Origin of the sequence: Pantoea rodasii (assembly GCF_002095465.1) — a bacterium.
Classification (GTDB): domain Bacteria; phylum Pseudomonadota; class Gammaproteobacteria; order Enterobacterales; family Enterobacteriaceae; genus Pantoea; species Pantoea rodasii.
Map to the genome: position 1 here is coordinate 469,536 of NZ_MLFP01000001.1, position 24,262 is coordinate 493,797.

At 55.0% G+C, this 24,262-nt stretch carries 16 protein-coding genes and 4 pseudogenes; 15 read left to right on the forward strand and 5 right to left on the reverse strand.

Translation table 11 applies throughout. The features are described from left to right. Window positions 1–16: 16 nt before the first annotated feature. Window positions 17–1,371 (reverse strand): annotated as a pseudogene (ppnN, locus tag HA45_RS02095) (nucleotide 5'-monophosphate nucleosidase PpnN). A 186-nt stretch (window positions 1,372–1,557) separates the two neighbouring features. Beyond that, entirely contained in the window at window positions 1,558–2,403 is an 846-nt protein-coding gene (queF, locus tag HA45_RS02100; RefSeq protein ID WP_100703673.1) for an NADPH-dependent 7-cyano-7-deazaguanine reductase QueF, read from the reverse strand. Between the two features lie 62 nt (window positions 2,404–2,465). On the opposite strand from queF, the gene syd reads away from it, so the two are divergent. The 4 genes from syd (at window position 2,466) to HA45_RS02120 (ending at window position 5,165) form a co-directional block, all read left to right on the forward strand. Further along, on the forward strand, window positions 2,466–3,014 hold the full coding sequence (gene syd, locus HA45_RS02105; RefSeq protein ID WP_100703605.1) for a SecY-interacting protein: 549 nt from the start codon (window positions 2,466–2,468) through the stop codon (window positions 3,012–3,014). A gap of 586 nt (window positions 3,015–3,600) precedes the next feature. Beyond that, complete coding sequence (locus tag HA45_RS02110; RefSeq protein ID WP_100703606.1) at window positions 3,601–3,927, forward strand: YqcC family protein; 327 nt, start codon at window positions 3,601–3,603, stop codon at window positions 3,925–3,927. Beyond that, complete coding sequence (truC, locus tag HA45_RS02115) at window positions 3,927–4,706, forward strand: tRNA pseudouridine(65) synthase TruC (RefSeq protein WP_100703607.1); 780 nt, start codon at window positions 3,927–3,929, stop codon at window positions 4,704–4,706. The genes HA45_RS02110 and truC overlap by 1 nt, the downstream gene beginning before the upstream one ends. Window positions 4,707–4,718: 12 nt before the next feature. Continuing rightward, on the forward strand, window positions 4,719–5,165 hold the full coding sequence (locus HA45_RS02120) for a flavodoxin (protein ID WP_100703608.1): 447 nt from the start codon (window positions 4,719–4,721) through the stop codon (window positions 5,163–5,165). 126 nt (window positions 5,166–5,291) lie between these two features. Here HA45_RS02120 and garD read toward each other — a convergent pair whose 3' ends face one another. Continuing rightward, the gene (garD, locus tag HA45_RS02125; protein WP_100703609.1) at window positions 5,292–6,851 is read right to left on the reverse strand and encodes a galactarate dehydratase; all 1,560 of its coding nucleotides are present in this window, start codon (window positions 6,849–6,851) and stop codon (window positions 5,292–5,294) included. 288 nt (window positions 6,852–7,139) lie between these two features. Continuing rightward, window positions 7,140–7,184: pseudogene (locus HA45_RS28905) on the reverse strand (LEPR-XLL domain-containing protein); the annotation flags it as partial. A gap of 173 nt (window positions 7,185–7,357) precedes the next feature. Here HA45_RS28905 and HA45_RS02135 point away from each other — a divergent pair. The 6 genes and pseudogenes from HA45_RS02135 (at window position 7,358) to HA45_RS02160 (ending at window position 14,350) form a co-directional block, all read left to right on the forward strand. Beyond that, on the forward strand, window positions 7,358–8,704 hold the full coding sequence (locus HA45_RS02135; RefSeq protein ID WP_100703610.1) for an MFS transporter: 1,347 nt from the start codon (window positions 7,358–7,360) through the stop codon (window positions 8,702–8,704). Window positions 8,705–8,713: 9 nt separating this feature from the next. After that, on the forward strand, window positions 8,714–10,060 hold the full coding sequence (locus HA45_RS02140; protein WP_038645131.1) for an enolase C-terminal domain-like protein: 1,347 nt from the start codon (window positions 8,714–8,716) through the stop codon (window positions 10,058–10,060). A gap of 10 nt (window positions 10,061–10,070) precedes the next feature. Next, window positions 10,071–11,401, forward strand: a pseudogene (gene gudD / locus HA45_RS02145) (glucarate dehydratase). Window positions 11,402–11,453: 52 nt separating this feature from the next. Next, window positions 11,454–12,221 (forward strand): 2-dehydro-3-deoxyglucarate aldolase, encoded by a 768-nt coding sequence (garL, locus tag HA45_RS02150; protein WP_100703612.1) that lies wholly within the window; start codon window positions 11,454–11,456, stop codon window positions 12,219–12,221. A gap of 19 nt (window positions 12,222–12,240) precedes the next feature. Beyond that, complete coding sequence (garR, locus tag HA45_RS02155) at window positions 12,241–13,125, forward strand: 2-hydroxy-3-oxopropionate reductase (protein ID WP_100703613.1); 885 nt, start codon at window positions 12,241–12,243, stop codon at window positions 13,123–13,125. 85 nt (window positions 13,126–13,210) lie between these two features. After that, entirely contained in the window at window positions 13,211–14,350 is a 1,140-nt protein-coding gene (locus HA45_RS02160; RefSeq protein WP_100703614.1) for a glycerate kinase, read from the forward strand. 110 nt (window positions 14,351–14,460) lie between these two features. Here the strand turns inward: HA45_RS02160 and barA are convergent, their stop codons facing one another. Beyond that, window positions 14,461–17,190 carry a two-component sensor histidine kinase BarA gene (barA, locus tag HA45_RS02165; protein WP_100703615.1) on the reverse strand — a complete coding sequence of 910 codons (2,730 nt, stop codon included), beginning with the start codon at window positions 17,188–17,190 and terminating at the stop codon, window positions 14,461–14,463. A 281-nt stretch (window positions 17,191–17,471) separates the two neighbouring features. Here barA and rumA point away from each other — a divergent pair. From rumA to eno, 5 genes and pseudogenes are all read left to right on the forward strand, one after another. Then, window positions 17,472–17,700: pseudogene (gene rumA, locus HA45_RS27840) on the forward strand (23S rRNA (uracil(1939)-C(5))-methyltransferase RlmD); the annotation flags it as partial. A gap of 35 nt (window positions 17,701–17,735) precedes the next feature. Continuing rightward, window positions 17,736–19,967, forward strand: a complete 2,232-nt coding sequence (gene relA / locus HA45_RS02175; protein WP_100703616.1) for a GTP diphosphokinase — start codon at window positions 17,736–17,738, stop codon at window positions 19,965–19,967. A 94-nt stretch (window positions 19,968–20,061) separates the two neighbouring features. After that, entirely contained in the window at window positions 20,062–20,853 is a 792-nt protein-coding gene (gene mazG, locus HA45_RS02180; RefSeq protein WP_100703617.1) for a nucleoside triphosphate pyrophosphohydrolase, read from the forward strand. A 250-nt stretch (window positions 20,854–21,103) separates the two neighbouring features. Next, a complete protein-coding gene (gene pyrG / locus HA45_RS02185; RefSeq protein ID WP_100703618.1) occupies window positions 21,104–22,741 on the forward strand; it encodes a glutamine hydrolyzing CTP synthase in 1,638 nt (545 codons plus the stop codon). Window positions 22,742–22,818: 77 nt separating this feature from the next. Next, window positions 22,819–24,114, forward strand: a complete 1,296-nt coding sequence (gene eno / locus HA45_RS02190) for a phosphopyruvate hydratase (RefSeq protein ID WP_100703619.1) — start codon at window positions 22,819–22,821, stop codon at window positions 24,112–24,114. The last annotated feature ends 148 nt before the right edge of the window (window positions 24,115–24,262 follow it).

Consider the following 24,262-nt stretch of genomic DNA (forward strand, 5'->3'; position numbering starts at 1 on the left):
CTGCCTTCCTGGTGGGTTATTTAATGATTTCGTAGCAGGGGATATAGGCACTGCCTGGCAATTCATACGCTGTTGCGCGACAAAGCCCTGCAACAGCTCATCCATGCGATGCATGATGTCTGCGTCGCCACGAAGCTGGTAAGGACCCTTCTCACGAATTTCGCGAATGCCCACTTCCTTGACGTTACCCGCCACGATGCCAGAAAAAGCACGACGTAAATCCGCCGCCAGTTTTTCCGCAGGCTGATTCGGGAACAGATTCAGGTTGGCCATGTTTTCATGGGTTGGCACAAACGGAACCTGCAGGTCAGGCGCGATACGAATTGACCAGTTGAAGCTATAGGCGTCGCCGGTTTCACGACGATACTCCTTCACCTGTGGCATGGCCTTCTTCATCAAGCGCGCCACTTCGGCGGCATCATCAATGATGATTTTGTAGTGCTTGCGCGCGGCTTCGCCCAGCGTGTTGACGATGAAATCGTCCAGCACACGGAAATAATCTGCACTCTCTTTCGGGCCGGTAAGAATCAACGGGAGCACCTGATCTTTATTGTGTGGGTTCATCAAAATCCCCAACAGATAAAGTAACTCTTCTGCCGTGCCCACGCCGCCAGGGAAGATCACAATGCCATGCGCGATGCGTACAAAGGCTTCAAGGCGCTTTTCAATATCCGGCATGATGATCAGCTCATTCACCAGCGGATTCGGTGGCTCTGCCGCGATGATGGACGGTTCCGTCAGACCGATGAAGCGGCTGTCATGATAGCGCTGCTGGGCATGGCCCACTGCCGCGCCTTTCATCGGCGCCTCCATGACGCCAGGTCCGCATCCGGTACAAATATTGAGTTCGCGCAGACCCATTTGGGTGCCAACGTTACGGCAGTACTGGTATTCGACCGCGTTGATCGAGTGGCCGCCCCAGCACACCACGGTGTTGGGATATTCGCCGATGTGCAGCGCGCGGGCATTACGCAGGATCGAAAACACCTGGTTGGTTATGTGGGCGGAATCATCAGCGGTTTGCTGATCGCTGCGCTCAAGCTGGCCATTGACAAACAGAATGTCACGCAGAACGGCAAACAGGTTGGCCTGTAATGAGCGGATGATACGGCCATCAACGAACGCCTCTTCCGGCGGATTGATCAGTTCGAGTTTGACGCCACGTTCACGACGCAGCACGTTGATATCAAAATTTTCAAAGCGGGAAAGCAGTTCATGACTACTGTCGGTCTGGCTGCCGGAGTTGAGCACCGCAAGTGAGCAGTTACGAAAAAGCTGGTAAAGGTCGCTGCTGGCGGTTTGCTTCAGCATGTCGACTTCCAACTGGGAGAGCAGATCCATTGAGCCAAGTGGGCTGATATGTGTAATCAAGAGAACTCCTTTACACGCAAATGCGTGACGGGTGACGCTGCGCTTAACGTACTGAACGCAGTGACGAAAATCCTTTGGAACGCGGGCTTAAACTCTCGCGCCATTCACAGAGTAACGTTGTCCGCAGGGAATGCTCAAGTGGAACCGCGCATCCGTGCAGCGGCCTGCGAGGCGTCTCGCAATCTGTTACTGGCGAACCAGGCGTGAAAACGTCGGGGAGAAAGGCACGTTGCTGCGCCAGGGGTTAATATCCAGTCCACCACGACGCGTGTATCGTGCGTAAACAGTCAGGGATTCTGGCTGGCAAAAGCGTTGAATGTCGTTGAAAATGCGCTCAACGCACTGTTCATGGAACTCATTATGCTGGCGGAACGAGATCAGGTAACGCAGCAGCGCTTCACGATCGATACGCGGGCCTTTGTAACGGATCATCACTGAACCCCAATCGGGTTGGTGAGTGATCAAACAGTTCGATTTCAGCAAATGACTGACCAGCGTTTCCTCAATCACGTCCTCGCCCGCAGCATGTGCCAGATAATCAGCATTGAAGGCGTAATCGTGGATTTCAATATCTTGTTCGTCGATCACATCGCCATTGAAATGGCCGATTGGCTGTCCTTCAACTTCGCTCAGGCGGAACAGTGCGACGCTGACCTCACCCTGAGCACAGGCTCGAAGATCGCGTTCCAGCGTCTGGCGGACTTCGCCCCAGTCGGCGAAAATCGTTTGGTTAAAGCTGTTAAGATAGAGCTTAAAGCTCTTAGATTCGATCAGGTTTTCGCTGTCTGCGCGCAGTACCACTTCGCCCACTGCAACTTGTGGCACCCCTTTGCTGTTCAGCCAGGAGAGTTCGTACAGCGTCCAGATATCCCCACCCTGAAAGGGCAGATTGTCTGGATAGAGCCCGAGCGGTTCACGATTCAGGCTGCGCGGCACCGATTGCAGCAGCGTGTTATCGTAGCGATCTACATAAGCCGTGGGCTTGCCTAACGTCAGGCCACTTAATGCCCGATCGTGGTTTTCAGAAGACATATCGGTTACCACTACATTCCATCAAAGTGGCTAAGTGTAACCGATCACAAGCGAGAAGATGAATGATGCAGCAAACCGCAGACGCTCTGCGTGATTTTACCGCCCGATATGTTCAGGATTGGCAGCAGCAGGCGGGACATCTGCCCGCCAGTGCGGATCTCCTCGGTGTGCCATCCCCCTGCATTGTGGGTACGCTGGACGATCGCGTGTTGTGGCAGCCGCAGCCTTTTACTCTGCCTGCCACGTTGGCAGCTGTAGAGCGCGCGCTGGAGATCCAGTTAATGCCGGAAATCAGTGCCTTTTATACGACGCAATTTGCCGGTGATATGACGGCCACCTTTGAACAACAGCCGGTGACCTTATTGCAGGTGTGGAGTGAATCAGATTTTACCCGCTTGCAGGAAAACCTGATTGGCCACCTGGTGATGAAGCGCCGCCTTAAACAGAGTCCAACATTATTTATTGCCACGACTGAATCAGAGCAGGATGTGATTGCCCTGTGCAATCTGACGGGCGAAGTTATTCTGGAACAGCTTAGTAGTAAAAAGCGTGAAGTCCTGGCGGCAAGTGTTCAGATATTTCTTAATGCTTTACAACCGGTTAGTGTTTGAGTGGCAGAGTTCGCGGGTTAATCTTGTAAGACATCTCTCACAAGCAGTGTGAGAGATCGCTAGATCATTTCGCAGACTTCCGGAAGTCCGCTATGTAAAAATATTGTGAATCATGAGCTTATGGCATCACTCCTAAAATTAGTAGTGTGAGAAATCTATTAACGCGTCTTACTAACTTGTTATTACGATGGTTTCTGACAGAATAGTCACCACTGGCAGGATGCTGGGGATTAAGAGACGTTCAGGAGAATGTCAGCCAGGAGGCGGGAACGTAACGGAGTTACGGCACACGGAAGGCTTCAGGACGAAGCAGGACACTCAGGATTGAGTCAGGGACACCTCCAGGACGGAGAATGAGAGCCACGCGGGATGTGGTGGGCCAGGATGCTAAGGATATCTGTCACGATGACAGGCAATGGAAAGCACAGGAAGAGTTGTCATGGATGAGCAGGGAGCACAGCGGTGGCGGGAATGCTGCGAACGAAACCGGGAGCACTGTAAATACAGTGCTCCCTTTTTATGGCTTTTTTGCGCCATGAAAGACTAATGGTATGCTTGCCGCCCAAATTTTCTCTGGAGGTGGCGTATGTCGTCGCAAATGATTATTCAACGGCTGCAACAGGTCGAAGCGGTGATGCGCGAACACGGCCACTGGCAGTCTCAATCCCCTGAGGCGGAAGCTTTCGCCAGCACCGAGCCATTTTGTCTCGACACCCTGGAACCGCTGGAATGGCTGCAGTGGGTGTTGATCCCCCGCTTCCACGCGCTGATCGAAGCCGGTGCGCCGCTGCCGCAAAACTTCGCCGTGACGCCTTATTATGAAGTGGCTTTACCGGCTACCACGCCGGGCCATGCGGTGCTGTTGCTGACACTCGGCCAGCTTGACGCGCTTTTTCAGGATCCGACCCTGTAATGTTAGAAATCCTTTATCAAGATGAATGGCTGGTTGCCGTCAACAAACCCTCTGGTTGGCTGGTGCATCGCAGTTGGCTCGACCGCGACGAAAAAGTGGTGGTGATGCAAACGGTGCGCGATCAGATTGGTCAGCACGTGTTTACCGTTCATCGTCTCGATCGTCCCACCTCCGGCGTGCTGTTAATGGCTCTTTCCAGTGAAGTGGCCCATCTGCTGTCACAGCAATTTGAGCAGCATCAAATACAGAAAACCTATCATGCGGTGCTACGTGGTTGGCTGGATGGCAGCGCGACGCTCGACTATCCGTTGCTCGAAGAGCTGGATAAGATCGCCGATAAGTTTGCCAGCCAGGAACGCACCGCACAGCCAGCGGTGACCGACTATTGCTCACTGGCACAGGTTGAGATGCCGGTGGCGATCAGCCGTTATGACAGCGCGCGTTATACCCTGGTGGAGATGTCGCCACACACCGGCCGCAAACATCAGTTGCGTCGTCATATGGTGCATCTGCGTCACCCGATTATTGGTGATAGCGCCCATGGCGATTTGCGTCAAAATCGTGGCGCCGCACAGCACTTTGGTATGAATCGTTTGATGTTACATGCCAGCGCACTCAGCCTGACCCATCCAGTGACCGGTGAGCCATTAGTGATTCGTGCGGGGTTGGATCGCGTCTGGCAAGGGATGCTGCAACAGTTCGGCTGGCAGGATCAGATCCCTGAAGTTCCGAGGGTTGAGTTTGCTGACGAGGCAGTCCAGGATAAGCCAACAGAATAAAGGAGCGGCAAGATGGCAAAGATTGGCATTTTTACAGGAACGGTGTACGGCAATGCGCTGCTGGTGGCTGAAGAAGCCCAGCCGGTACTGGAAGAGCAGGGCCATGACGTTAAGGTCTTTGAAGATCCGACGTTGGCCGACTGGCAGGCTTACAGCAAGGATGTGGTGCTGATTGTGACTTCGACCACCGGTCAGGGCGACTTCCCGGACAATATCGCCCGTTTGTTTGTGCAAGTGCGTGATGAAGTAGGCTATCAGCCAGAGTTGCGCTACGGCGTGATTGCACTGGGTGACAGCAGCTACGACAACTTCTGCGGCGCGGGTAAAACCTTTGATGCCACCTTGCAGGAACAAAGTGCCAAACGCATTGGTGACGTGCTGTTGGTGGATGCCACAGAAGATCCAGAGCCTGAGTCAGTGACCACGCCGTGGGTCGAGAACTGGGGTAAATTGCTGTAATTTTGCCTTCGCTTCAGCTCTGGCAAGCGACTTAAGACAATCTAAGCGGCCTGACAAATCAGGTGATGATTATTCTGACGCGCCTGAACAAACCCTCTCCCATGTTGGGAGAGGGTTTGATAACAATCAGGTCACCGGTGCCGGATTAAACACTGCCAGCTGATTACGAATCCCCCAGCGATCGGACCAGGTTTGTTTGCGACCACTGGCAATATCCAGAATCAACTCAAACAACCGCCAGCCCACCTGCTCAATACTCTCTTCACCCGTGGCAATCGTCCCTGCATTAATATCCATCAGATCATGCCAGCGCTCAGCCAGTGCATTACGCGTGGCCATTTTAATCACTGGAATGGCGGCCAGACCGTACGGCGTGCCGCGACCGGTGGTGAACACCTGTAACGTAATGCCCGATGCCATCTGCTGCGTTCCGCAAACAAAATCACTGGCCGGTGTTGCCGCATAGATCAAACCGCGCTTGGTCGGACGCTGACCGGGTGACAGCACTTCCACAATTGGGCTGCGGCCTGATTTGGCAATCGACCCCAATGCTTTCTCCACCACGTTGGCCAATCCGCCTTTTTTATTGCCCGGTGAAGGGTTGGCGCTACGGTCGGTTTGCCCCTGGCTGAGGTAATCGTCATACCACGCCATCTCTTCCAGTAGGCGTTTACCGACGTTTTCATCGACCACGCGCGGCGTTAGCAGGTGTATCGCATCGCGCACTTCGGTCACTTCAGAGAACATTACGGTGGCACCGCAGCGCACCAGCAAATCAGAGGCGAAGCCGACAGCCGGATTAGCTGTCACGCCGGAGAAGGCATCGCTTCCGCCGCACTGGGTGCCGATCACCAGTTCGGATGCCGGACAGCTTTCACGCTGCCGTTGATTCAGCTTTTTCAGATGACGTTCGGCGACCTGAAGAATTTCATCCACCATCGCACCGAAGCCGACATGACGCTCATCCTGCAAACGCACAATGTCACGATCGTCCAGCGAAATCGCCTGCACGTCCGGCGTACCTGTCAGCAGACGCTCGGGCTGTAATTTCTCGCAGCCGAGGCTGACGATCATTACTTCGCCACCAAAATTGGGGTTGAGCGCGAGGTTATGAATAGTGCGAATCGGTATCACCGCTGCTGGCGCATTGATCGCCACCCCGCAGCCATAAAGATGGTTCAAGGCGACCACGCCATCGACGTTGGGATAACGCGGCAGCAGATCGTGTTCAATCATCTGCACCACGTAATCCACCACGCCAGCCACACAGTGCACGCTGGTGGTGATACCCAGCAGATTGCGCGTTCCCACGCTGCCATTGGCGTTGCGATAACCCTCAAAGGTATAACCTTCAAGCGGTGGCAGGTCGGGCGGCACATTGTTTGCCAGTGGCAGAGTGTTTAGCGGAGGCGCTTCGGGTAGCGCCACCAGCGATTCTTCAATCCAGCTGCCTTGGGCGATCGGGCGCAATGCGGTGCCGATCACTTCGCCATAACGCAGGATCGCGCCGTTCTCAGGAATATCCACCAGCGCCACTTTATGTCCTTGCGGCACATGTTCGGTGAGCTGCAGGCCATCCTCAAAGCGGGTGCCCGTGGGTAAGCCTTGATTGTTGACCACGATGGCCACGTTGTCGGCATCGTGCACTTTTATATACAGCGGTTTTTCTGTTAGCGGTCGGTTCATTGCTCACCTTCCAGTTCGTCGCGCTGTACTTGGCAGCGCGGTGTAAATGCTTCCATCACGTCATCATTTTTGCCAGCCTCAGTATATGCAGGGGTATTTGCCAGCGCATTGTGCAACTGACTGGCTTTAAGGGGTTTTAATCGCGGAGTTTGGTTCGTTTATCCAAATACAAGTGAACACACTCACAAAGCGCGCGTTGGCTGTCTGTTTCTTCATCAATATGACGATGATTTGTCGGGTTCCGTGAGCCACACCGCAGCCTTATGTGCAATTGCCATAAAATCAGTATTAATCGCCGCTCATCATCATGCGTTCTTCCAATGCCTCGTGATTTGGCTGTTCCTATACTGATTCTCGTTCTCTAAACGTTTGGTTATTTGTCACGACGCATCATCGTTTTGCCATAACAACAATCGCCGTGTTTAACCCGACATCATTCTGATACCCAACGCGATGTGTATGCAGTCAGAGTGAATGTAGCGTTCGCTATATTTCAGGAGTGCATCATGAATAGTTTCAGCCAGACAGCGGAAGCGGTGCAAAAACGCACCAACGCCCGTTACTGGATTGTAGTGATGTTATTTATCGTCACTTCATTCAACTACGGTGACCGTGCAACCATTTCGATTGCCGGTTCCGCGATGTCTAAAGATATCGGCCTTGATTCGGTCGGTCTTGGATATATCTTCTCCGCCTTCTCATGGGCTTACGTTATCGGACAAATCCCCGGCGGCTGGCTGCTCGACCGCTTTGGTTCAAAACGCGTTTACTTCTGGAGTATTTTCCTCTGGTCGCTGTTTACCTTACTGCAGGGCTTTGTTGACCTGTTCAGCGGCTTCGGCATCGTGGTTTCGCTGTTCCTGCTGCGCTTTATGGTCGGGTTGGCAGAAGCGCCTTCCTTCCCGGGTAACAGCCGTATTGTTGCAGCCTGGTTCCCGGCACAAGAGCGTGGTACCGCCGTGGCGATTTTCAACTCGGCACAGTACTTCGCCACGGTGATCTTCGCACCAATCATGGGCTGGCTGGTGGCGGAAGTGGGCTGGGCACATGTGTTCTGGTTCATGGGCGGGCTGGGCATCATTCTGAGTTTCGTCTGGCTGAAGTTTATGCACGACCCCAACAATCACCCGAGTGTCAACAAAGCCGAGCTGGAGTACATGGAACAGGGCGGTGCGCTGATCAACATGGACGCGAAAAAGTCCGAGCGCAAAGTGAGCTGGGATGAGAAGTGGTTCCAAATCAAGCAGCTGCTCGCGACCCGCATGATGTGGGGCATCTACCTCGGACAATATTGTGTTAACGCGCTGACCTACTTCTTTATTACCTGGTTCCCGGTGTATCTGGTGCAGGCGCGCGGCATGTCGATTCTGAAAGCCGGCATGATCGCCTCAATCCCGGCCATCTGTGGCTTCCTGGGCGGTGTGTTAGGTGGAGTGATTTCCGATTACCTTATGCGCAAAACCGGTTCGCTGAATATTGCGCGTAAGACGCCAATTGTGGTCGGCATGCTGCTCTCTATCAGCATGGTGATGTGTAACTACACCGATACCGAATGGGTGGTGGTGCTGTTTATGGCGATGGCGTTCTTCGGCAAAGGCATTGGTGCACTGGGCTGGGCAGTGATGGCGGATACCGCACCGAAAGAGATCAGCGGATTAAGCGGCGGCTTGTTCAACATGTTCGGCAACTTCTCCGGCATCGTGACGCCAATTGCTATCGGTTACATCATCGCCGCTTCTGGTTCGTTCGAAGGTGCTTTGATTTACGTGGGTATCCACGCCTTCGTTGCCGCGTTCAGCTTCCTGTTCATTACGGGCGATATCAAACGTATTGAACTGAAACACCGAGCATAAGGACTGAGTATGAATACGCAAAGTAGCCCGGTGATCACCGATATGCAGGTGATCCCGGTAGCGGGTTACGACAGTATGCTGTTGAACATCGGCGGTGCACACAGCGCCTGCTTCACCCGCAACATCGTGGTGTTGACCGACAGCGATGGTCACACTGGCGTCGGTGAAGCGCCAGGCGGTGAAACCATCTATCAAACGCTGGTTGAGGCGATTCCGCAGGTCAAAGGCCAGCAGGTGGCGCGCATGAACCGGCTGGTGCAGCAGGTGCACAAAGGCAATCAGTCGGCGGATTTCGATACCTTCGGCAAAGGTGCCTGGACCTTCGAACTGCGCGTCAACGCGGTGGCGGCGCTGGAAGCCGCACTGCTGGATCTGCTGGGCCAATGTTTGGGCGTGCCTGTGGCCGAGTTGCTCGGTCCGGGCCAGCAGCGCGATGAAGTCACGGTGCTCGGTTATCTGTTCTACCTCGGCGATCGTCGTAAAACCGATTTGCCGTATCTGACCGGCGAAGGTGCAAGCCATGACTGGTATCACCTGCGTCATCAGGAAGCGTTAACGCCTGAAGCGGTGGTGCGTCTGGCGGAAGCGGCACAGGACAAATACGGTTTCAAAGATTTCAAACTGAAGGGAGGCGTATTGCCGGGAGAGCAGGAGATTGAATCCGCTGCCGCACTGAAAAAACGCTTCCCGGATGCGCGTATCACCGTCGATCCCAACGGCGCGTGGACGTTAGATGAAGCAATCGGCTTGTGCAAAGGCATGGGCGATGTGCTGACCTACGCCGAAGATCCCTGTGGTGCTGAACAGGGCTATTCCGGCCGCGAAGTGATGGCGGAGTTCCGCCGCGCCACCGGCTTGCCGGTCGCCACCAACATGATCGCCACCAACTGGCGTGAGATGAATCACGCGGTGATGCTCAACTCAGTCGATATCCCGCTGGCCGATCCGCACTTCTGGACGCTGAGCGGTGCGGTACGCGTGGCGCAACTGTGTGATGACTGGGGCTTAACCTGGGGTTGTCACTCCAACAACCACTTCGATATTTCGCTGGCGATGTTCACCCACGTTGGCGCGGCGGCACCGGGCAAACCCACCGCTATCGATACCCACTGGATCTGGCAGGAAGGCGATCAGCGCCTGACCAAAGAGCCGCTGCAAATCCGCAACGGCAAGATCGCCGTGCCGGATAAACCGGGCCTCGGTGTCGAGCTGGATTGGGATCGCCTGCATCAGGCCAATGCACTGTACAAATCTCTGCCGGCGGGCGCGCGTAACGACGCCACGGCCATGCAATATCTGGTTCCCGGTTGGTCATTCGACCGTAAGCGTCCGGCCTTCGGTCGCCGTCATGCATAAGGAGCAGGAAATGAGTCAGACACCAAAAATCACATCGCTGCAGGTCATTCCGGTGGCCGGTCACGACAGCATGTTGCTGAATCTGAGCGGTGCCCATTCGCCGTTTTTCACCCGTAACATCGTCATTATCAAAGACAATGCCGGCCACACCGGCGTCGGTGAAATTCCCGGCGGTGAGAAGATCCGTCAGACGCTGGAAGATGCTGCCACGCTGGTGGTACACAAAACCGTGGGCGAATACAAAAACATCCTCAATCTGGTGCGCAGTACCTTTGCCGATCGTGATTCCAGCGGACGCGGCAATCAGACCTTCGACCTGCGTACCACGATTCACGTGGTGACCGGTATTGAAGCGGCGCTGCTGGATCTGCTCGGCCAGCATTTGGGCGTCAACGTTGCCTCGCTGCTCGGCGATGGCCAACAGCGCGACCGTGTGGAGATGCTGGGTTACCTGTTCTATGTCGGCGACCGCAAGAAAACGTCGCTGTCTTATCAGAGCCAGGAAACCGACAAGTGCGACTGGTATCGCCTGCGTCATGAAGAGGCGCTGACGCCGGATACCGTGGTGCGACTGGCGGAAGCGGCCTACGAGAAATATGGCTTCAACGATTTCAAACTGAAAGGCGGCGTGCTGCGCGGTGGCGAAGAGGCCGAAGCCGTAACGGCGCTGGCTAAACGCTTCCCACAGGCGCGCGTCACGCTCGATCCCAACGGTGCCTGGTCGCTGAATGAAGCGATTATTCTTGGCAAGCAGCTGAAAGGCGTGCTGGCCTACGCAGAAGATCCGTGTGGCGCTGAGCAGGGCTATTCGGGCCGTGAAGTGATGGCTGAATTCCGCCGCGCGACCGGTATGCCGACCGCCACCAACATGATCGCCACTGACTGGCGTCAAATGGGCCACACGCTGTCACTGCAATCGGTGGACATTCCGCTGGCCGACCCGCATTTCTGGACCATGCAGGGTTCAGTGCGCGTGGCGCAGATGTGTCACGACTTCGGCCTGACCTGGGGTTCACACTCCAATAACCATTTCGATATCTCGCTGGCGATGTTCACCCACGTGGCCGCTGCTGCACCGGGCGCGATTACTGCCATCGATACCCACTGGATTTGGCAGGAAGGCAATCAGCGCCTGACTAAAGAGCCGTTCCAGATCAAGGGCGGCATGGTGCAGGTGCCGCAAAACCGGGTCTGGGCGTCGAGCTGGATATGGATCAGGTGATGCAGGCCAACGCGCTGTATCAGAAACACGGTTTGGGCGCGCGCGACGATGCGCAGGCGATGCAGTTCCTCGTGCCGAACTGGACTTTCGATAACAAGCGTCCGTGCCTGGTGCGCTAACGCTTCCGGCGCCCCTTGCGGGCGCCCGTTGTAACAGACAGGAGTAAAGACAATGAGCAATGCCTGGCCGAACCACTTTCGTCGCCGTTTGCTGGCAGGGGAAACCCTGATTGGTAGCTGGTGCGCGCTTGCCAGTCCGATTTCTACCGAAGTTCTGGGCCTCGCCGGTTTTGACTGGCTGGTGCTGGATGGCGAACACGCGCCGAATGACATCACCACCTTTATCCCGCAGCTGATGGCGCTGAAAGGCAGCCACAGCGCGCCGGTGGTACGTCCGCCGTGCAACGAACCAGTGATCATCAAGCGTCTGCTGGATATTGGTTTCTATAACTTCCTCGTGCCGTTTGTCGAAACCGAGGAAGAGGCGATTCGCGCGGTGGCCTCAACGCGCTATCCGCCGGCGGGTATTCGCGGCGTATCGGTTTCGCATCGCAGCAACATGTACGGCACGCTGCCGGAGTACAACGCCACCATCAACGACAACATCACGGTGCTGGTACAGATCGAAACGCAGCAGGCGGTGGATAACATTGATGCGATTGCGGCAGTCGATGGCGTGGACGGCATATTTGTCGGACCGGGTGATCTCTCGGCGGCGATGGGCTATCTCGGCCAACCTGCGCATCCTGAAGTGCTGAAAGTGATCAAACACATCTTTGAGCGTGCTAAAGCCGCGGGCAAGCCGAGCGGCATTCTGGCCCCGGTGGAAGCCGACGCGCGCCGTTATCTCGAATGGGGCGCTACGTTCGTTGCCGTGGGCAGCGATCTGGGTGTTTTCCGCAACGCCACGCAGGCGCTGTGTGACAAATTTAAGAAGTAACTGACTGAGAGGAAAGGCAATGAAAATTGGATTTATCGGCCTCGGTATTATGGGCAAACCGATGAGTAAAAACCTGGTGAAAGCCGGTTATTCGCTGGTGGTACGCGATCACAACGTCAGCAATGAAGCTGAACTGGTGGAGCTGGGTGCGACCGTGGCAAAAACGCCAAAAGAGGTGGCCGAGCAGGTTGACGTGCTGATCACCATGGTGCCGAACTCACCGCAGGTGAAAGAAGTGTGCCTCGGTGCCAACGGCATCATTGAAGGCGCGAAGCCGGGCCTGATCGTCATCGATATGAGTTCGATTGCACCACTGGCCAGCCGTGAAGTGCACGATGCGCTGGCAGAAAAAGGCATCAAGATGCTGGATGCGCCGGTCAGCGGCGGCGAGCCAAAAGCTATTGAGGGCACGCTGTCGGTGATGGTGGGCGGAGATAAAGCGGTATTCGACCAGTGCTATGACATTATGAAATCGATGGCGGGTTCCGTAGTGCACACCGGTGATATCGGTGCAGGCAACGTCACCAAGCTGGCGAACCAGGTGATTGTGGCACTGAATATCGCCGCGATGTCTGAAGCGCTGTCGCTGGCGACTAAAGCCGGCGTGAATCCGGAGCTGGTGTATCAGGCGATTCGGGGTGGGCTGGCAGGCAGCACGGTGCTGGATGCCAAAGCGCCAATGGTGCTGGATCGTAATTTCAAGCCCGGCTTCCGTATCGACTTGCATATCAAAGATTTGGCTAACGCACTGGATACCTCACACGACATTGGCGCGCATCTGCCGCTGACCGCTGCGGTGATGGAAATGATGCAGGCGCTGAAAGTCGATGGCAAAGGCACATCTGACCATAGTGCGCTGGCTTGCTATTATGAAAAATTAGCTCAGGTCGAGATCACCCGGTAGTTTGTCTGTCCGGTGTCTGCGGATGCCGGACCGCTTACTGCATTAGCAGGACGGAACTCCGTCACCCATCGCGCTCGGATTGCCTATGAAAATTGTCATCGCACCGGATTCATATAAAGAGAGTTTGTCCGCCCTGGAAGTGGCTTCGGCAATTGAAGCGGGATTTAGCGAGATTTTTCCCGAAGCCGAATACGTGAAGATACCGGTTGCCGACGGTGGTGAAGGCACGGTCGAAGCGATGGTGGCGGCAACGCAGGGAAGTATTGTCAGATTATCGGTCACCGGACCGCTCGGCGCACCCGTCGATGCGTTTTACGGTTTATCCGGTGACGAGCGCAGCGCCTTTATTGAAATGGCGGCGGCCAGCGGGCTTGAACTGGTGCCTGCCGCGCAGCGTGATCCGCTGATCACCAACTCTTATGGCACTGGCGAGCTGATCAAAAATGCGCTCGATCGCGGTGTTGACCACATCATCATTGGCATTGGCGGTAGCGCCACCAACGATGGCGGTTCAGGCATGATGCAGGCGCTGGGCGCTTGCTTGCTGGATCAGCAGGGTAATGAGATTGCGTTTGGTGGCGGCGCACTGCCGCAGCTGGCGCGCATTGAAATCGATCAGCTGGATAAGCGTATTCAGCAGTGCCGCATCGAAGTGGCCTGTGATGTCACCAATCCATTAACGGGAGAAGAGGGCGCATCGGCAATCTTTGGTCCACAAAAAGGGGCGACGCCGGAGCTGGTGCAGCAACTGGATAAAGCGCTGGCGCATTACGCGGACATTATCCATCGCGATTTAGATATTGATGTACTGCACATTGCCGGCGGCGGTGCGGCAGGCGGTATGGGCGCGGCGCTGCATGCGTTTTGTCAGGCCGAGCTGCGTCGCGGTATTGAGATTGTGACCGAAGCCCTGGGATTAGCCGATCAGGTGAAAGATGCCGATCTGGTGATTACTGGCGAAGGACGTATCGACAGCCAGACCATTAACGGCAAAGTGCCGATTGGCGTGGCGAAGGTGGCGAAGCAGTTTAACAAGCCGGTGATTGGTATTGCCGGGAGTTTAACGGCGGATGTTGGCGTGGTGCATCAGCACGGGCTGGATGCGGTGTTCAGCGTGCTGTTTAGCGTTGGCTCGCTGGAGGATGCGTTAGCCAATGCCGCGCAGAATGTGCGACTCACCGCGCGTAATGTGGCGGCAACGATCAAGGCAGGCCAGGCACTGTAACCCCCGCGAACCGTAGCGGCACGATTTATCGCGCGTGTTGACCCGATGTGGCACCGTGCCGCTTCAGGCAGCGCGCGATAAATCGCGCCGCAACAAGTCTGTTCACTACATCACTTGACGCCCAATACCTTCCGCGCTTCACGCGCCACGTTGGCCATCTCATCACTCAGCTCGAGCAATTCCGGCTCCAGCGCCTCAATATCGCTCTCCTGATGCAAACTCTTCTCCAGCTGCTGGCACAGCTGTTTCAGTCGCGGGACGCCGCTGTAGCTGGCGCTGCCGTGCAGCTTATGGATGATCTCGCGCAGGCCAACAACGTCATTACTGGCCATACAACTCTCCACGCGCGCTTCCACTTCCGGCAGGAAATCCAACAGCATCTGTAGCAGGTCGCGCGCCAGATCTGGCTTGTTGGCGGCCTGGCGCAGTGCCAGCGCCCAATCGAGTGACGGCGCAACATCAGGATACACCGGCTGTGCTGAGACAATGTTTGGCGCATAGCGTTGCAGTAACTGGTTCAGCTTATTTTCGTCAATCGGCTTGGCCAGATAATCATTCATCCCGGCACCAATCAGCTGCTGGCGCTCGCCATCCAGTGCATGTGCGGTCACGGCAACAATCGGCGTGTTGGCATGCAGCGGCAAACCACGAATAATCTCACTGGCGCGAATGCCATCGATATCCGGCATCTGAATATCCATCAAAATGACATCCAGCTTGTGCAGCCGCGCCTGGCGAATTGCCTGCTCCGCGTTGTCGCATAAAATAATCTGCTGCACTTGCTCCTCCAGCAGCGCACCAATCAACTTCAGGTTGGCGGGATTGTCATCCACTGCCATCACCGTCAGCGGCTGGCGGGCACTGCGCGGCAGCGTATCGCTGTGCCGACTGTGCAGATCCAGCAGCATCGGCAGCAGGCGCGTCAGTGAAACCGGTTTAGCGATGCAGCCGGCAATGCCGCGCGCCCGTAAATCGTCGGCAAACAACATCATCTCGCTGGGCAACGCCAGTAGCACCGAGTCAGCATGCAAGCGCAGACGATGAATCAGCGCATCGGGCAGCGTGGCGGGATGCGGATCGCTGACCGGTAATCCCATCAGCAGCAGCGGGAAGTGGCTATCGGGCAGCTCATCGAGCGTGGCGTAATGCTGCACCTGCAATGGCGTAATGCTCAGCATCTCCTGCACCGCCTTGGCCACGGCGGCATGCGGTTCGATGTAGGCTAACGGAATGGCACGCAGATCCTCCAGCATGCGCGGGATCGGCGGCGCGTTGGGATTGAGATCGAGATGGATGTGCACCCAGAAGGTCGAACCCTGGTTCTGGCGGCTGTGAAACGCAATCTCTCCGCCCATTTCCGACACCAGTTTTTGCGTAATCACCAGACCCAAACCGGTACCGCCGTGGCGGCGGGAAATACTCGCATCCGCCTGACGGAATGCCTGGAACAGTTGTGACTGCTGCTGCTCAGAAATACCAATGCCGGTATCGTGAACCTGAATTTCCAGTTCAACCCGCGTATTGCTGACGCTGCGCAGTTCAACGCGTAAATCAATGTGCCCCTGTTCAGTGAATTTGATGGCGTTGCCAATCAGGTTGATCAGGATTTGCTGCAGTCGCAGCGGGTCGCCAATCACATTGTCTGGCACCTGTTTTTCCAGGCAGACGGTGATTTCTAATCCTTTGTCATGTGCTGAGGGCGCCAGTAACACCAGCGTTTCATCCAGCGTGGCGCGCAGCGGGAACGGGATCGATTCCAGCACCAGCTTGCCGGCTTCCAGTTTGGAGAAATCGAGCACGTCATTGATGATGCTTAACAGGTTGTTAGCCGAACGTTCGATGGTACTCATGTAGTCGCGCTGGTTGGTACTCAGCCCGGTTTTCAGCATCTGGCGGGTAAAGCCAATCACGCCGTTGAGCGGTGTGCGCAACTCATGCGACATATTGGCAAGGAATTCTGATTTGATACGCGCCGCTTCCTGCGCACGCTTCTTCGCCAGATCCAGCTCGACGTTTTGGATCTCCAACTGTTCGAGGGTTTCACGCAGATCGTAGGTGGCCTGATCGATATTCTGCTGCATCTCTTCATGGTAAGCGGTGAGCGACATCGCCATAGCGTTGATGCCGTTTTTCAGGATGCTCAACTCGCCCAGCATGTAACCATCAACGCGACTGTCGAGCTGGCCACGGCGGATGCGGTCCACCGTGGAGACCATGTTGCGAATCGGCCCGGTGACATCGCGCATCAGGCGATAGGCAAACAGCATGGCGATACACAGACAAAACAGCAGCAGCAAAGTGGCCACGAACACTTCTTTATACTGTTCCAGCCGCACCGATTGCAGGTCGAGTTCGATGGCCACATAACCCAGCGGATTGCCGGACGGTTTCGCATCTTCTCCCGGCAACTCATCCACTGAATAGCGTTCGGAGATTATGGGGGTACGCAACACCATTAGGTTGCCATGGCGCTCGACGGACACGCCATCTTCCAGCGTCGAGATATCCTCTTTCTGCAACAACGCCAGATTTTGATTGTTGTTCGAGGTGACGTAGATGTGATTGTTGTTGTCGAAAATGGTAATGGCACGAACAATGTCGGAATGACGACGATGCAGCAGGCTTACCAGCTCGCGAATCGCATCACGGTTGTGCCAGGTCATGCCGTATTCGCTGGAGACCGCCAGCGGTTCGATAATGTTCGAGCCGGCATCGCGTACCTGATGTTGTAATTCGTTATAACGGTGCACCACGAAGAAGGTACTGAGCAGCAGGCCAATCATCAGCGTTGGCGCCAGTATCAAAATCATCATTCGCGCCCGCAGGCTATATTTGGTCATAATTGTGGCCTGCAACTCCTGGCATCTGTCCTTGTGCACTCACCTTCACCGTGGCGCACCCATTGACGACACTATGGCGCAATTTTACTTCGCAAAACAGCACGTGGTGACTCAGCGAAGTGGAATTGGCGCGACGCCCCATTTTGGTGCCCGAAAGTGAGGCGCGATAACGGCTGTTGCACCGCGGTTTCCGCACATTACCGGGTGTGGAACGGTCGCGTAAAACTGGAACGTTTTTCGCATGAGCACAATCATTCGCAGCGGAATCTGTTCCAGGGTAGGGGAATTTACCCTCGCCGGTAGGAAAGTTCGTACAAATTGCCGTGGGTGTGGAGGGTGTTGCAGCATTAGTCCACCAGGCAGCGTATAATGCTGAACAGAATACCCACAACACTTGCGCGCGGCAGTCAGGCATTACTGTCGGCGGGCTACCATTTGGAAAGGGTCGCGATGCTGGATAGGTTCCCACCTCTCCGCTATCTCGAATCCATGGTGCTGTTAAGCAAAACATACGCGGCGTTTTCGTCGTTATGGCAGGAGAGGATATGGTTGCGGTTAGAAGTGCGCATTTGAATACGGAAGGGGAGTTTGCCCTTGACCAGTGGATCGCCAGTTTAAATATTAATAATCCGCAATCCTGTCAGCGATTAGCGGATACCTGGCGCTACTGTGAAACCAAAACGCACAACCATCCAGATCAGGCTCTGCTGCTGTGGCGTGGTATTGAGATGGTGGAAATTCTCACCATGCTCAGTATGGACAACGATAGCCTGCGTGCGGCATTGCTGTTCCCGCTCGCCAACGCGAATGTCGTCAGTGAAGAAGAGCTGGAAGCGTCATTCGGCAAGGGCATTGTTTTGCTGGTGCACGGCGTGCGCGACATGGATGCCATTCGCCAGCTAAAAGCGATTCACAATGACTCGATGGCCTCCGAGCAGGTGGATAACGTACGCCGCATGCTGCTGGCGATGGTGGAAGATTTCCGCTGCGTGGTCATCAAGCTGGCGGAACGTATCGCCCACCTGCGTGAAATGAAAGACGCGCCAGAAGACGAACGCGTACTCGCCGCGAAAGAAAGCACCAATATCTATGCACCGTTAGCTAACCGTCTGGGCATTGGTCAGCTCAAATGGGAGCTGGAGGATTACTGCTTCCGCTATCTGCATCCTGATGAATACAAGCGTATTGCGAAACTGCTGCATGAACGCCGCATCGATCGTGAAGGTTACATTGATAGCTTCGTGAGTAACTTGCGTGCGGAGATGCAGAAAGAGGGCGTGCGCGCAGAAGTGTATGGCCGCCCGAAACACATCTACAGCATCTGGCGCAAAATGCAGAAGAAGTCGCTGGCGTTTGATGAGCTGTTCGATGTGCGCGCGGTGCGTATTGTCGCGGAACGTCTGCAGGACTGCTACGGAGCTTTGGGTACCGTGCACACGCTGTATCGCCATCTGCCAAGCGAGTTTGATGACTACGTCGCTAATCCTAAACCCAATGGCTATCAATCAATTCATACCGTGGTGCTCGGCCCGCAGGGCAAAACGGTAGAAATCCAGATTCGTACTCGCCAGATGCATGAAGATGCAGAGTTGGGCGTGGCGGCGCACTGGAAGTACAAAGAAGGCCCGACCTCCAGCAACGCGCGCGGTGCCGCAGGGCATGAGGAGCGCATTGCGTGGCTGCGTAAGCTGATCACCTGGCAGGAAGAGATGTCTGATTCCGGCGAGATGCTGGAAGAAGTGCGCAGCCAGGTGTTTGACGATCGGGTGTATGTGTTTACCCCGAAAGGCGATGTGGTGGATTTACCGTCCGGCTCCACGCCGCTGGATTTCGCTTATCATATTCACAGCGATATCGGCCATCGCTGCATTGGGGCCAAAATCAGCGGCCGCATTGTGCCGTTTACCTATCAGCTGCAGATGGGCGATCAGATTGAAGTTATCACCCAGAAGCAGCCGAACCCCAGCCGCGACTGGCTCAATCCGAACCTCGGCTATATCACCACCAGCCGTGGTCGCTCGAAGATTCACGCTTGGTTCCGCAAACAGGATCGCGACAAAAATATTCTGGCGGGCCGCCAGATTCTTGAAAGCGAGTTGAGCCAGCTGGATATCAGTTTCCGCGATGCAGAAAAAATTCTGCTGCCGCGTTACAACGTCAGCTCGCAGGATGAGCTGTTGGCAATGATTGGCGGCGGCGATATTCGTCTCAATCAGATGGTGAATTTCCTGCAGGCCAAACTCAACAAACCGAGTGCAGAAGAGGAAGATCGCCAGGCGTTGCGCCAGCTGACGCAGAAATCGTACACGCCATCGCAACGCAAAGAGAGCGGGCGCGTGGTGGTGGAAGGCGTGGGCAATCTGCTGCACCATATCGCGCGTTGCTGCCAGCCGATTCCCGGCGATGATATCGTGGGCTTTATCACGCAAGGGCGCGGTATTTCAATCCACCGTGCCGATTGTGACCAGCTCAGCGAGCTGATCTCTCATGCGCCGGAACGTATTGTCGATGCGGTGTGGGGCGAAGATTATTCCAGCGGTTATTCGCTGGTGGTGCGCGTCACCGCCAACGATCGCAGCGGCTTACTGCGTGATATCACCACCATTCTGGCGAATGAGAAAGTTAACGTGCTGGGCGTTTCCAGCCGCAGCGACACCAAAAAGCAGCTGGCGACCATCGATATGGATATTGAGATTTATAACCAGCAGGTGCTGGGCCGCGTGCTGGCGCGCCTCAATCAGGTGCCGGATATCATCGATGCGCGTCGTTTGAACTGATTTTGCCATTAATGGCGCATCTACAGTGTTCGGTGCGCCGTAAGGTCGCCATTTTTGGCGACCTTTTCCATTTTTAACCCCAAAGGATTTCCCCATGACAGCCCTCAACCGCCTGCTCACCATCATGCAAACCCTGCGCGACCCGGAGCGCGGCTGCCCGTGGGATCGCCAGCAGACCTTTGCCTCTATCGCGCCTTACACGCTGGAAGAGACCTACGAAGTGATCGATGCCATTCAGCGCGAAGACTTTTACGATCTCCGCGGTGAACTGGGCGATTTATTGTTCCAGGTGGTGTTTTACGCGCAGATGGCGGATGAGCAACAGCGCTTCAACTTTGATGACATCTGCAACGCGATCAGCGACAAGCTGGAACGTCGTCATCCACACATTTTTGGTGATGTGCAGGCCGACACCACGCAGGAAGTGCTGAAAAATTGGGAAGCCATTAAGCACAGCGAACGTGCCGAAAAGTCACAGCACTCCGCGCTGGATGACATTCCCAAAGCGCTGCCCGCACTGATGCGCGCGCACAAAATTCAGAAGCGTTGCAGCACGGTGGGCTTCGACTGGAATAACCTGGGTCCGGTGCTCGACAAAGTGCATGAAGAGATCGATGAAGTGATGCACGAAGCACAGCAGGCGGTGGTTGATAACGACAAGCTGGAAGAAGAAATCGGCGATCTGCTGTTCGCCACCGTCAACCTCTCTCGCCATTTGGGCAGTAAAGCAGAAGTGGCTTTGCAGAAAGCCAATGATAAATTCGAGCGCCGCTTCCGACAGGTTGAATCCATCATCAGCGATCAGGGCATGGCGATGACCGATGCCACACTGGAACAGATGGAAGCCGCCTGGCAGCAGGTGAAAGTCAGTGAGAACAAAGACTAAGCGATTATTCCACAAATAGCCGATTATTCCTGCGCTGTGCATAATTTGTCCGCTTGAGCTTACTCGATTCAGCCAAGCGGTAACTTTGTGACGCACGTCAACATTTAACCCCCGTCTATCCGCTATGTTATCGGCTTCAATGCGTGGGGGATGGTGTGATTCATCAATTGTGGCTTAAGACGACTTCGGGTATACTATTTTCCCGTCTTGGTTATTCCACCGTCTTTAAACCTAAACTCTCAGGTTCAGCATGACAACGAATTATATTTTTGTGACCGGCGGGGTCGTATCCTCTCTGGGCAAAGGCATTGCCGCAGCCTCCCTCGCAGCCATTCTTGAAGCACGTGGTCTGAATGTGACCATCATGAAACTCGATCCGTACATCAACGTCGATCCGGGTACCATGAGCCCAACGCAGCACGGTGAAGTGTTTGTTACCGATGATGGGGCCGAAACCGATCTGGATTTGGGTCACTACGAGCGCTTCATCCGCACCAAAATGTCGCGCCGCAACAACTTTACGACCGGTCGTATTTACTCAGAAGTACTGCGCAAAGAGCGTCGCGGTGACTATCTGGGCGCCACGATCCAGGTTATCCCACACATCACCAACGCCATCAAAGAACGCATTATTGAAGGCGGCGAAGGTCATGACGTCGTGCTGGTCGAAATCGGCGGAACTGTCGGTGACATTGAGTCATTGCCGTTCCTTGAAGCGATTCGCCAGATGGCGGTTGATGTGGGCCGTGAACACACCATGTATATGCACCTGACTTTGGTGCCGTATATGGCGGCTGCAGGCGAGGTGAAAACCAAGCCAACCCAGCATTCAGTGAAAGAGCTGCTGTCGATCGGTATCCAGCCTGATGTGCTGATCTGCCGTTCTGACCGTGCTGTGCCGGCCAACGAACGCGCCAAAATCGCGCTGTTCTGTAACGTACCGGAAAAAGCGGTTATTTCCCTGAAAGATGTGGATTCCATTTACAAAATTCCTGGCATGCTGAAATCGCAGGGCCTGGATGACTACATCTGTAAGCGTTTCAATCTGAACGCGCCGGAAGCAAACCTGGCCGAATGGGAACAGGTTATTTACGAAGAAGCCAATCCGGGCGGCGAAGTAAACATCGGTATGGTCGGCAAATACGTCGAGCTGCCCGATGCCTACAAGTCAGTGATTGAAGCGTTGAAGCACGGCGGCCTGAAAAATCGCGTCACCGTGAACATCAAATTGATCGATTCGCAGGACGTTGAATCACGCGGTGTCGAAATTCTGAAAGATCTGGATGCTATCCTGATCCCTGGTGGCTTCGGTTACCGTGGTGTGGAAGGCAAAATGCTCACCGCGCAGTATGCACGTGAGAACAACATTCCTTACCTCGGCATCTGCCTGGGTATGCAGGTTGCGTTGATGGAATTTGCGCGCAACGTGGCAGGGATGGCCGACGCCAACTCAACGGAATTTGTGCCAGACTGTAAGTACCCAGTGGTTGCGCTGATCACTGAATGGCGTGATGAAGAAGGCAACGTTGAGCAGCGTACTGAGCAGAGCGATCTGGGCGGCACCATGCGTCTGGGAAGCCAGCAGTGCCAGCTGTCGCCGGAAAGCAAAGTGCGTCAGCTGTACGGTTCTGAGGTGATTACTGAGCGTCACCGCCATCGTTATGAAGTCAACAATCTGCTGCTGAAGCCGATTGAAGCGGCGGGTCTGCATATTGCGGGCCGTTCCGGCGACGACCAGCTGGTGGAGATCATTGAACTCCCGAACCATCCGTGGTTTGTAGCTTGTCAGTTCCACCCGGAATTCACGTCGACCCCGCGTGATGGTCATCCGCTGTTCGCTGGCTTTGTTAAAGCCGCGCAGGAGCACCAGAAGCGGTTAGCGAAGTAAAAGTTTAACGAACGGCGCGCGAACTTTTCGCGCGTTGTTTGTCTTAGGATTGACTAACTTGTACTGAGGAAAATCGAATGTCCAAAATCGTAAAAGTCATCGGTCGCGAAATTATCGACTCTCGTGGCAACCCGACTGTAGAAGCAGAAGTGCATCTGGAAGGCGGTTTCGTTGGTCTGGCTGCGGCGCCATCAGGTGCTTCAACCGGTTCTCGCGAAGCACTGGAGCTGCGTGACGGTGACAAATCTCGTTTCCTGGGCAAAGGTGTAACCAAAGCGGTTGCAGCTGTTAACGGTCCTATCGCGGGTGCGGTAACCGGTAAAGATGCCAAAGACCAGGCGAACATCGATAAGATCATGATCGAGCTGGACGGTACTGAGAACAAATCCAACTTCGGCGCTAACGCCATTCTGGCGGTTTCTCTGGCAGCAGCTAAAGCGGCTGCGGCTTCTAAAGGCCTGCCACTGTATGCGCACATCGCTGAACTGAACGGCACCCCAGGCAAATACTCAATGCCACTGCCAATGATGAACATCATCAACGGTGGTGAGCACGCCGACAACAACGTCGACATCCAGGAATTCATGATTCAGCCAGTGGGCGCGAAAAACGTGAAAGAAGCCATCCGTATGGGTTCTGAAGTTTTCCACAACCTGGCAAAAGTCCTGAAATCTAAAGGCATGAGCACTGCGGTAGGTGACGAAGGTGGCTACGCGCCAAACCTGGGTTCTAACGCTGAAGCACTGGCTGTTATCGCTGAAGCGGTAAAAGCAGCAGGCTATGAGCTGGGTAAAGACATCACCCTGGCGATGGACTGCGCGGCTTCTGAATTCTACAAAGACGGCAAATATGTGCTGGCTGGCGAAGGCAACAAAGCTTTCACCTCTGAAGAGTTCACGCACTTCCTGGAAGACCTGACCAAACAGTACCCAATCGTCTCTATCGAAGATGGTTTGGACGAATCTGACTGGGCGGGCTTCGCGTACCAGACCAAAGTACTGGGCGACAAAATTCAGCTGGTAGGTGACGACCTGTTCGTCACCAACACCAAGATCCTGAAAGAAGGTATCGATAAAGGCATCGCTAACTCCATTCTGATCAAATTCAACCAGATCGGTTCTCTGACCGAAACGCTGGCTGCAATCAAGATGGCGAAAGACGCAGGCTACACCGCGGTGATTTCACACCGTTCAGGTGAAACTGAAGATGCGACCATCGCTGACCTGGCGGTCGGTACTGCAGCAGGCCAGATCAAAACCGGTTCTATGAGCCGTTCTGACCGCGTTGCTAAGTACAACCAGCTGATTCGTATCGAAGAAGCGCTGGGCGACAAAGCGCCGTTCAACGGTCTGAAAGAAGTTAAAGGCCAGTAATGGTCTGTTGATGTGGCCCGATTGGCCGCATCATCGCTGATAAAGCCCCGCCTCGTGCGGGGCTTTTTGTTTTTTGACACGAAGCAGCTGTGAACGCACGGCGAAAATCTGCCATAATCCCCGCCTCGAATTTTAGACGTGAGTGAAA

Bases quoted from the DNA above. Each gene is read 5' to 3' on its own strand.
- garD (WP_100703609.1), bottom strand. From the start codon at position 6,851: ATGAACCGACCGCTAACAGAAAAACCGCTGTATATAAAAGTGCACGAT.
- truC (WP_100703607.1), top strand. From the start codon at position 3,927: ATGTTAGAAATCCTTTATCAAGATGAATGGCTGGTTGCCGTCAACAAA.
- garL (WP_100703612.1), top strand. From the start codon at position 11,454: ATGAGCAATGCCTGGCCGAACCACTTTCGTCGCCGTTTGCTGGCAGGG.
- eno (WP_100703619.1), top strand. From the start codon at position 22,819: ATGTCCAAAATCGTAAAAGTCATCGGTCGCGAAATTATCGACTCTCGT.
- HA45_RS02120 (WP_100703608.1), top strand. From the start codon at position 4,719: ATGGCAAAGATTGGCATTTTTACAGGAACGGTGTACGGCAATGCGCTG.
- HA45_RS02135 (WP_100703610.1), top strand. From the start codon at position 7,358: ATGAATAGTTTCAGCCAGACAGCGGAAGCGGTGCAAAAACGCACCAAC.
- syd (WP_100703605.1), top strand. From the start codon at position 2,466: ATGATGCAGCAAACCGCAGACGCTCTGCGTGATTTTACCGCCCGATAT.
- HA45_RS02160 (WP_100703614.1), top strand. From the start codon at position 13,211: ATGAAAATTGTCATCGCACCGGATTCATATAAAGAGAGTTTGTCCGCC.
- garR (WP_100703613.1), top strand. From the start codon at position 12,241: ATGAAAATTGGATTTATCGGCCTCGGTATTATGGGCAAACCGATGAGT.
- mazG (WP_100703617.1), top strand. From the start codon at position 20,062: ATGACAGCCCTCAACCGCCTGCTCACCATCATGCAAACCCTGCGCGAC.
- HA45_RS02140 (WP_038645131.1), top strand. From the start codon at position 8,714: ATGAATACGCAAAGTAGCCCGGTGATCACCGATATGCAGGTGATCCCG.
- relA (WP_100703616.1), top strand. From the start codon at position 17,736: ATGGTTGCGGTTAGAAGTGCGCATTTGAATACGGAAGGGGAGTTTGCC.
- barA (WP_100703615.1), bottom strand. From the start codon at position 17,190: ATGACCAAATATAGCCTGCGGGCGCGAATGATGATTTTGATACTGGCG.
- HA45_RS02110 (WP_100703606.1), top strand. From the start codon at position 3,601: ATGTCGTCGCAAATGATTATTCAACGGCTGCAACAGGTCGAAGCGGTG.
- queF (WP_100703673.1), bottom strand. From the start codon at position 2,403: ATGTCTTCTGAAAACCACGATCGGGCATTAAGTGGCCTGACGTTAGGC.
- pyrG (WP_100703618.1), top strand. From the start codon at position 21,104: ATGACAACGAATTATATTTTTGTGACCGGCGGGGTCGTATCCTCTCTG.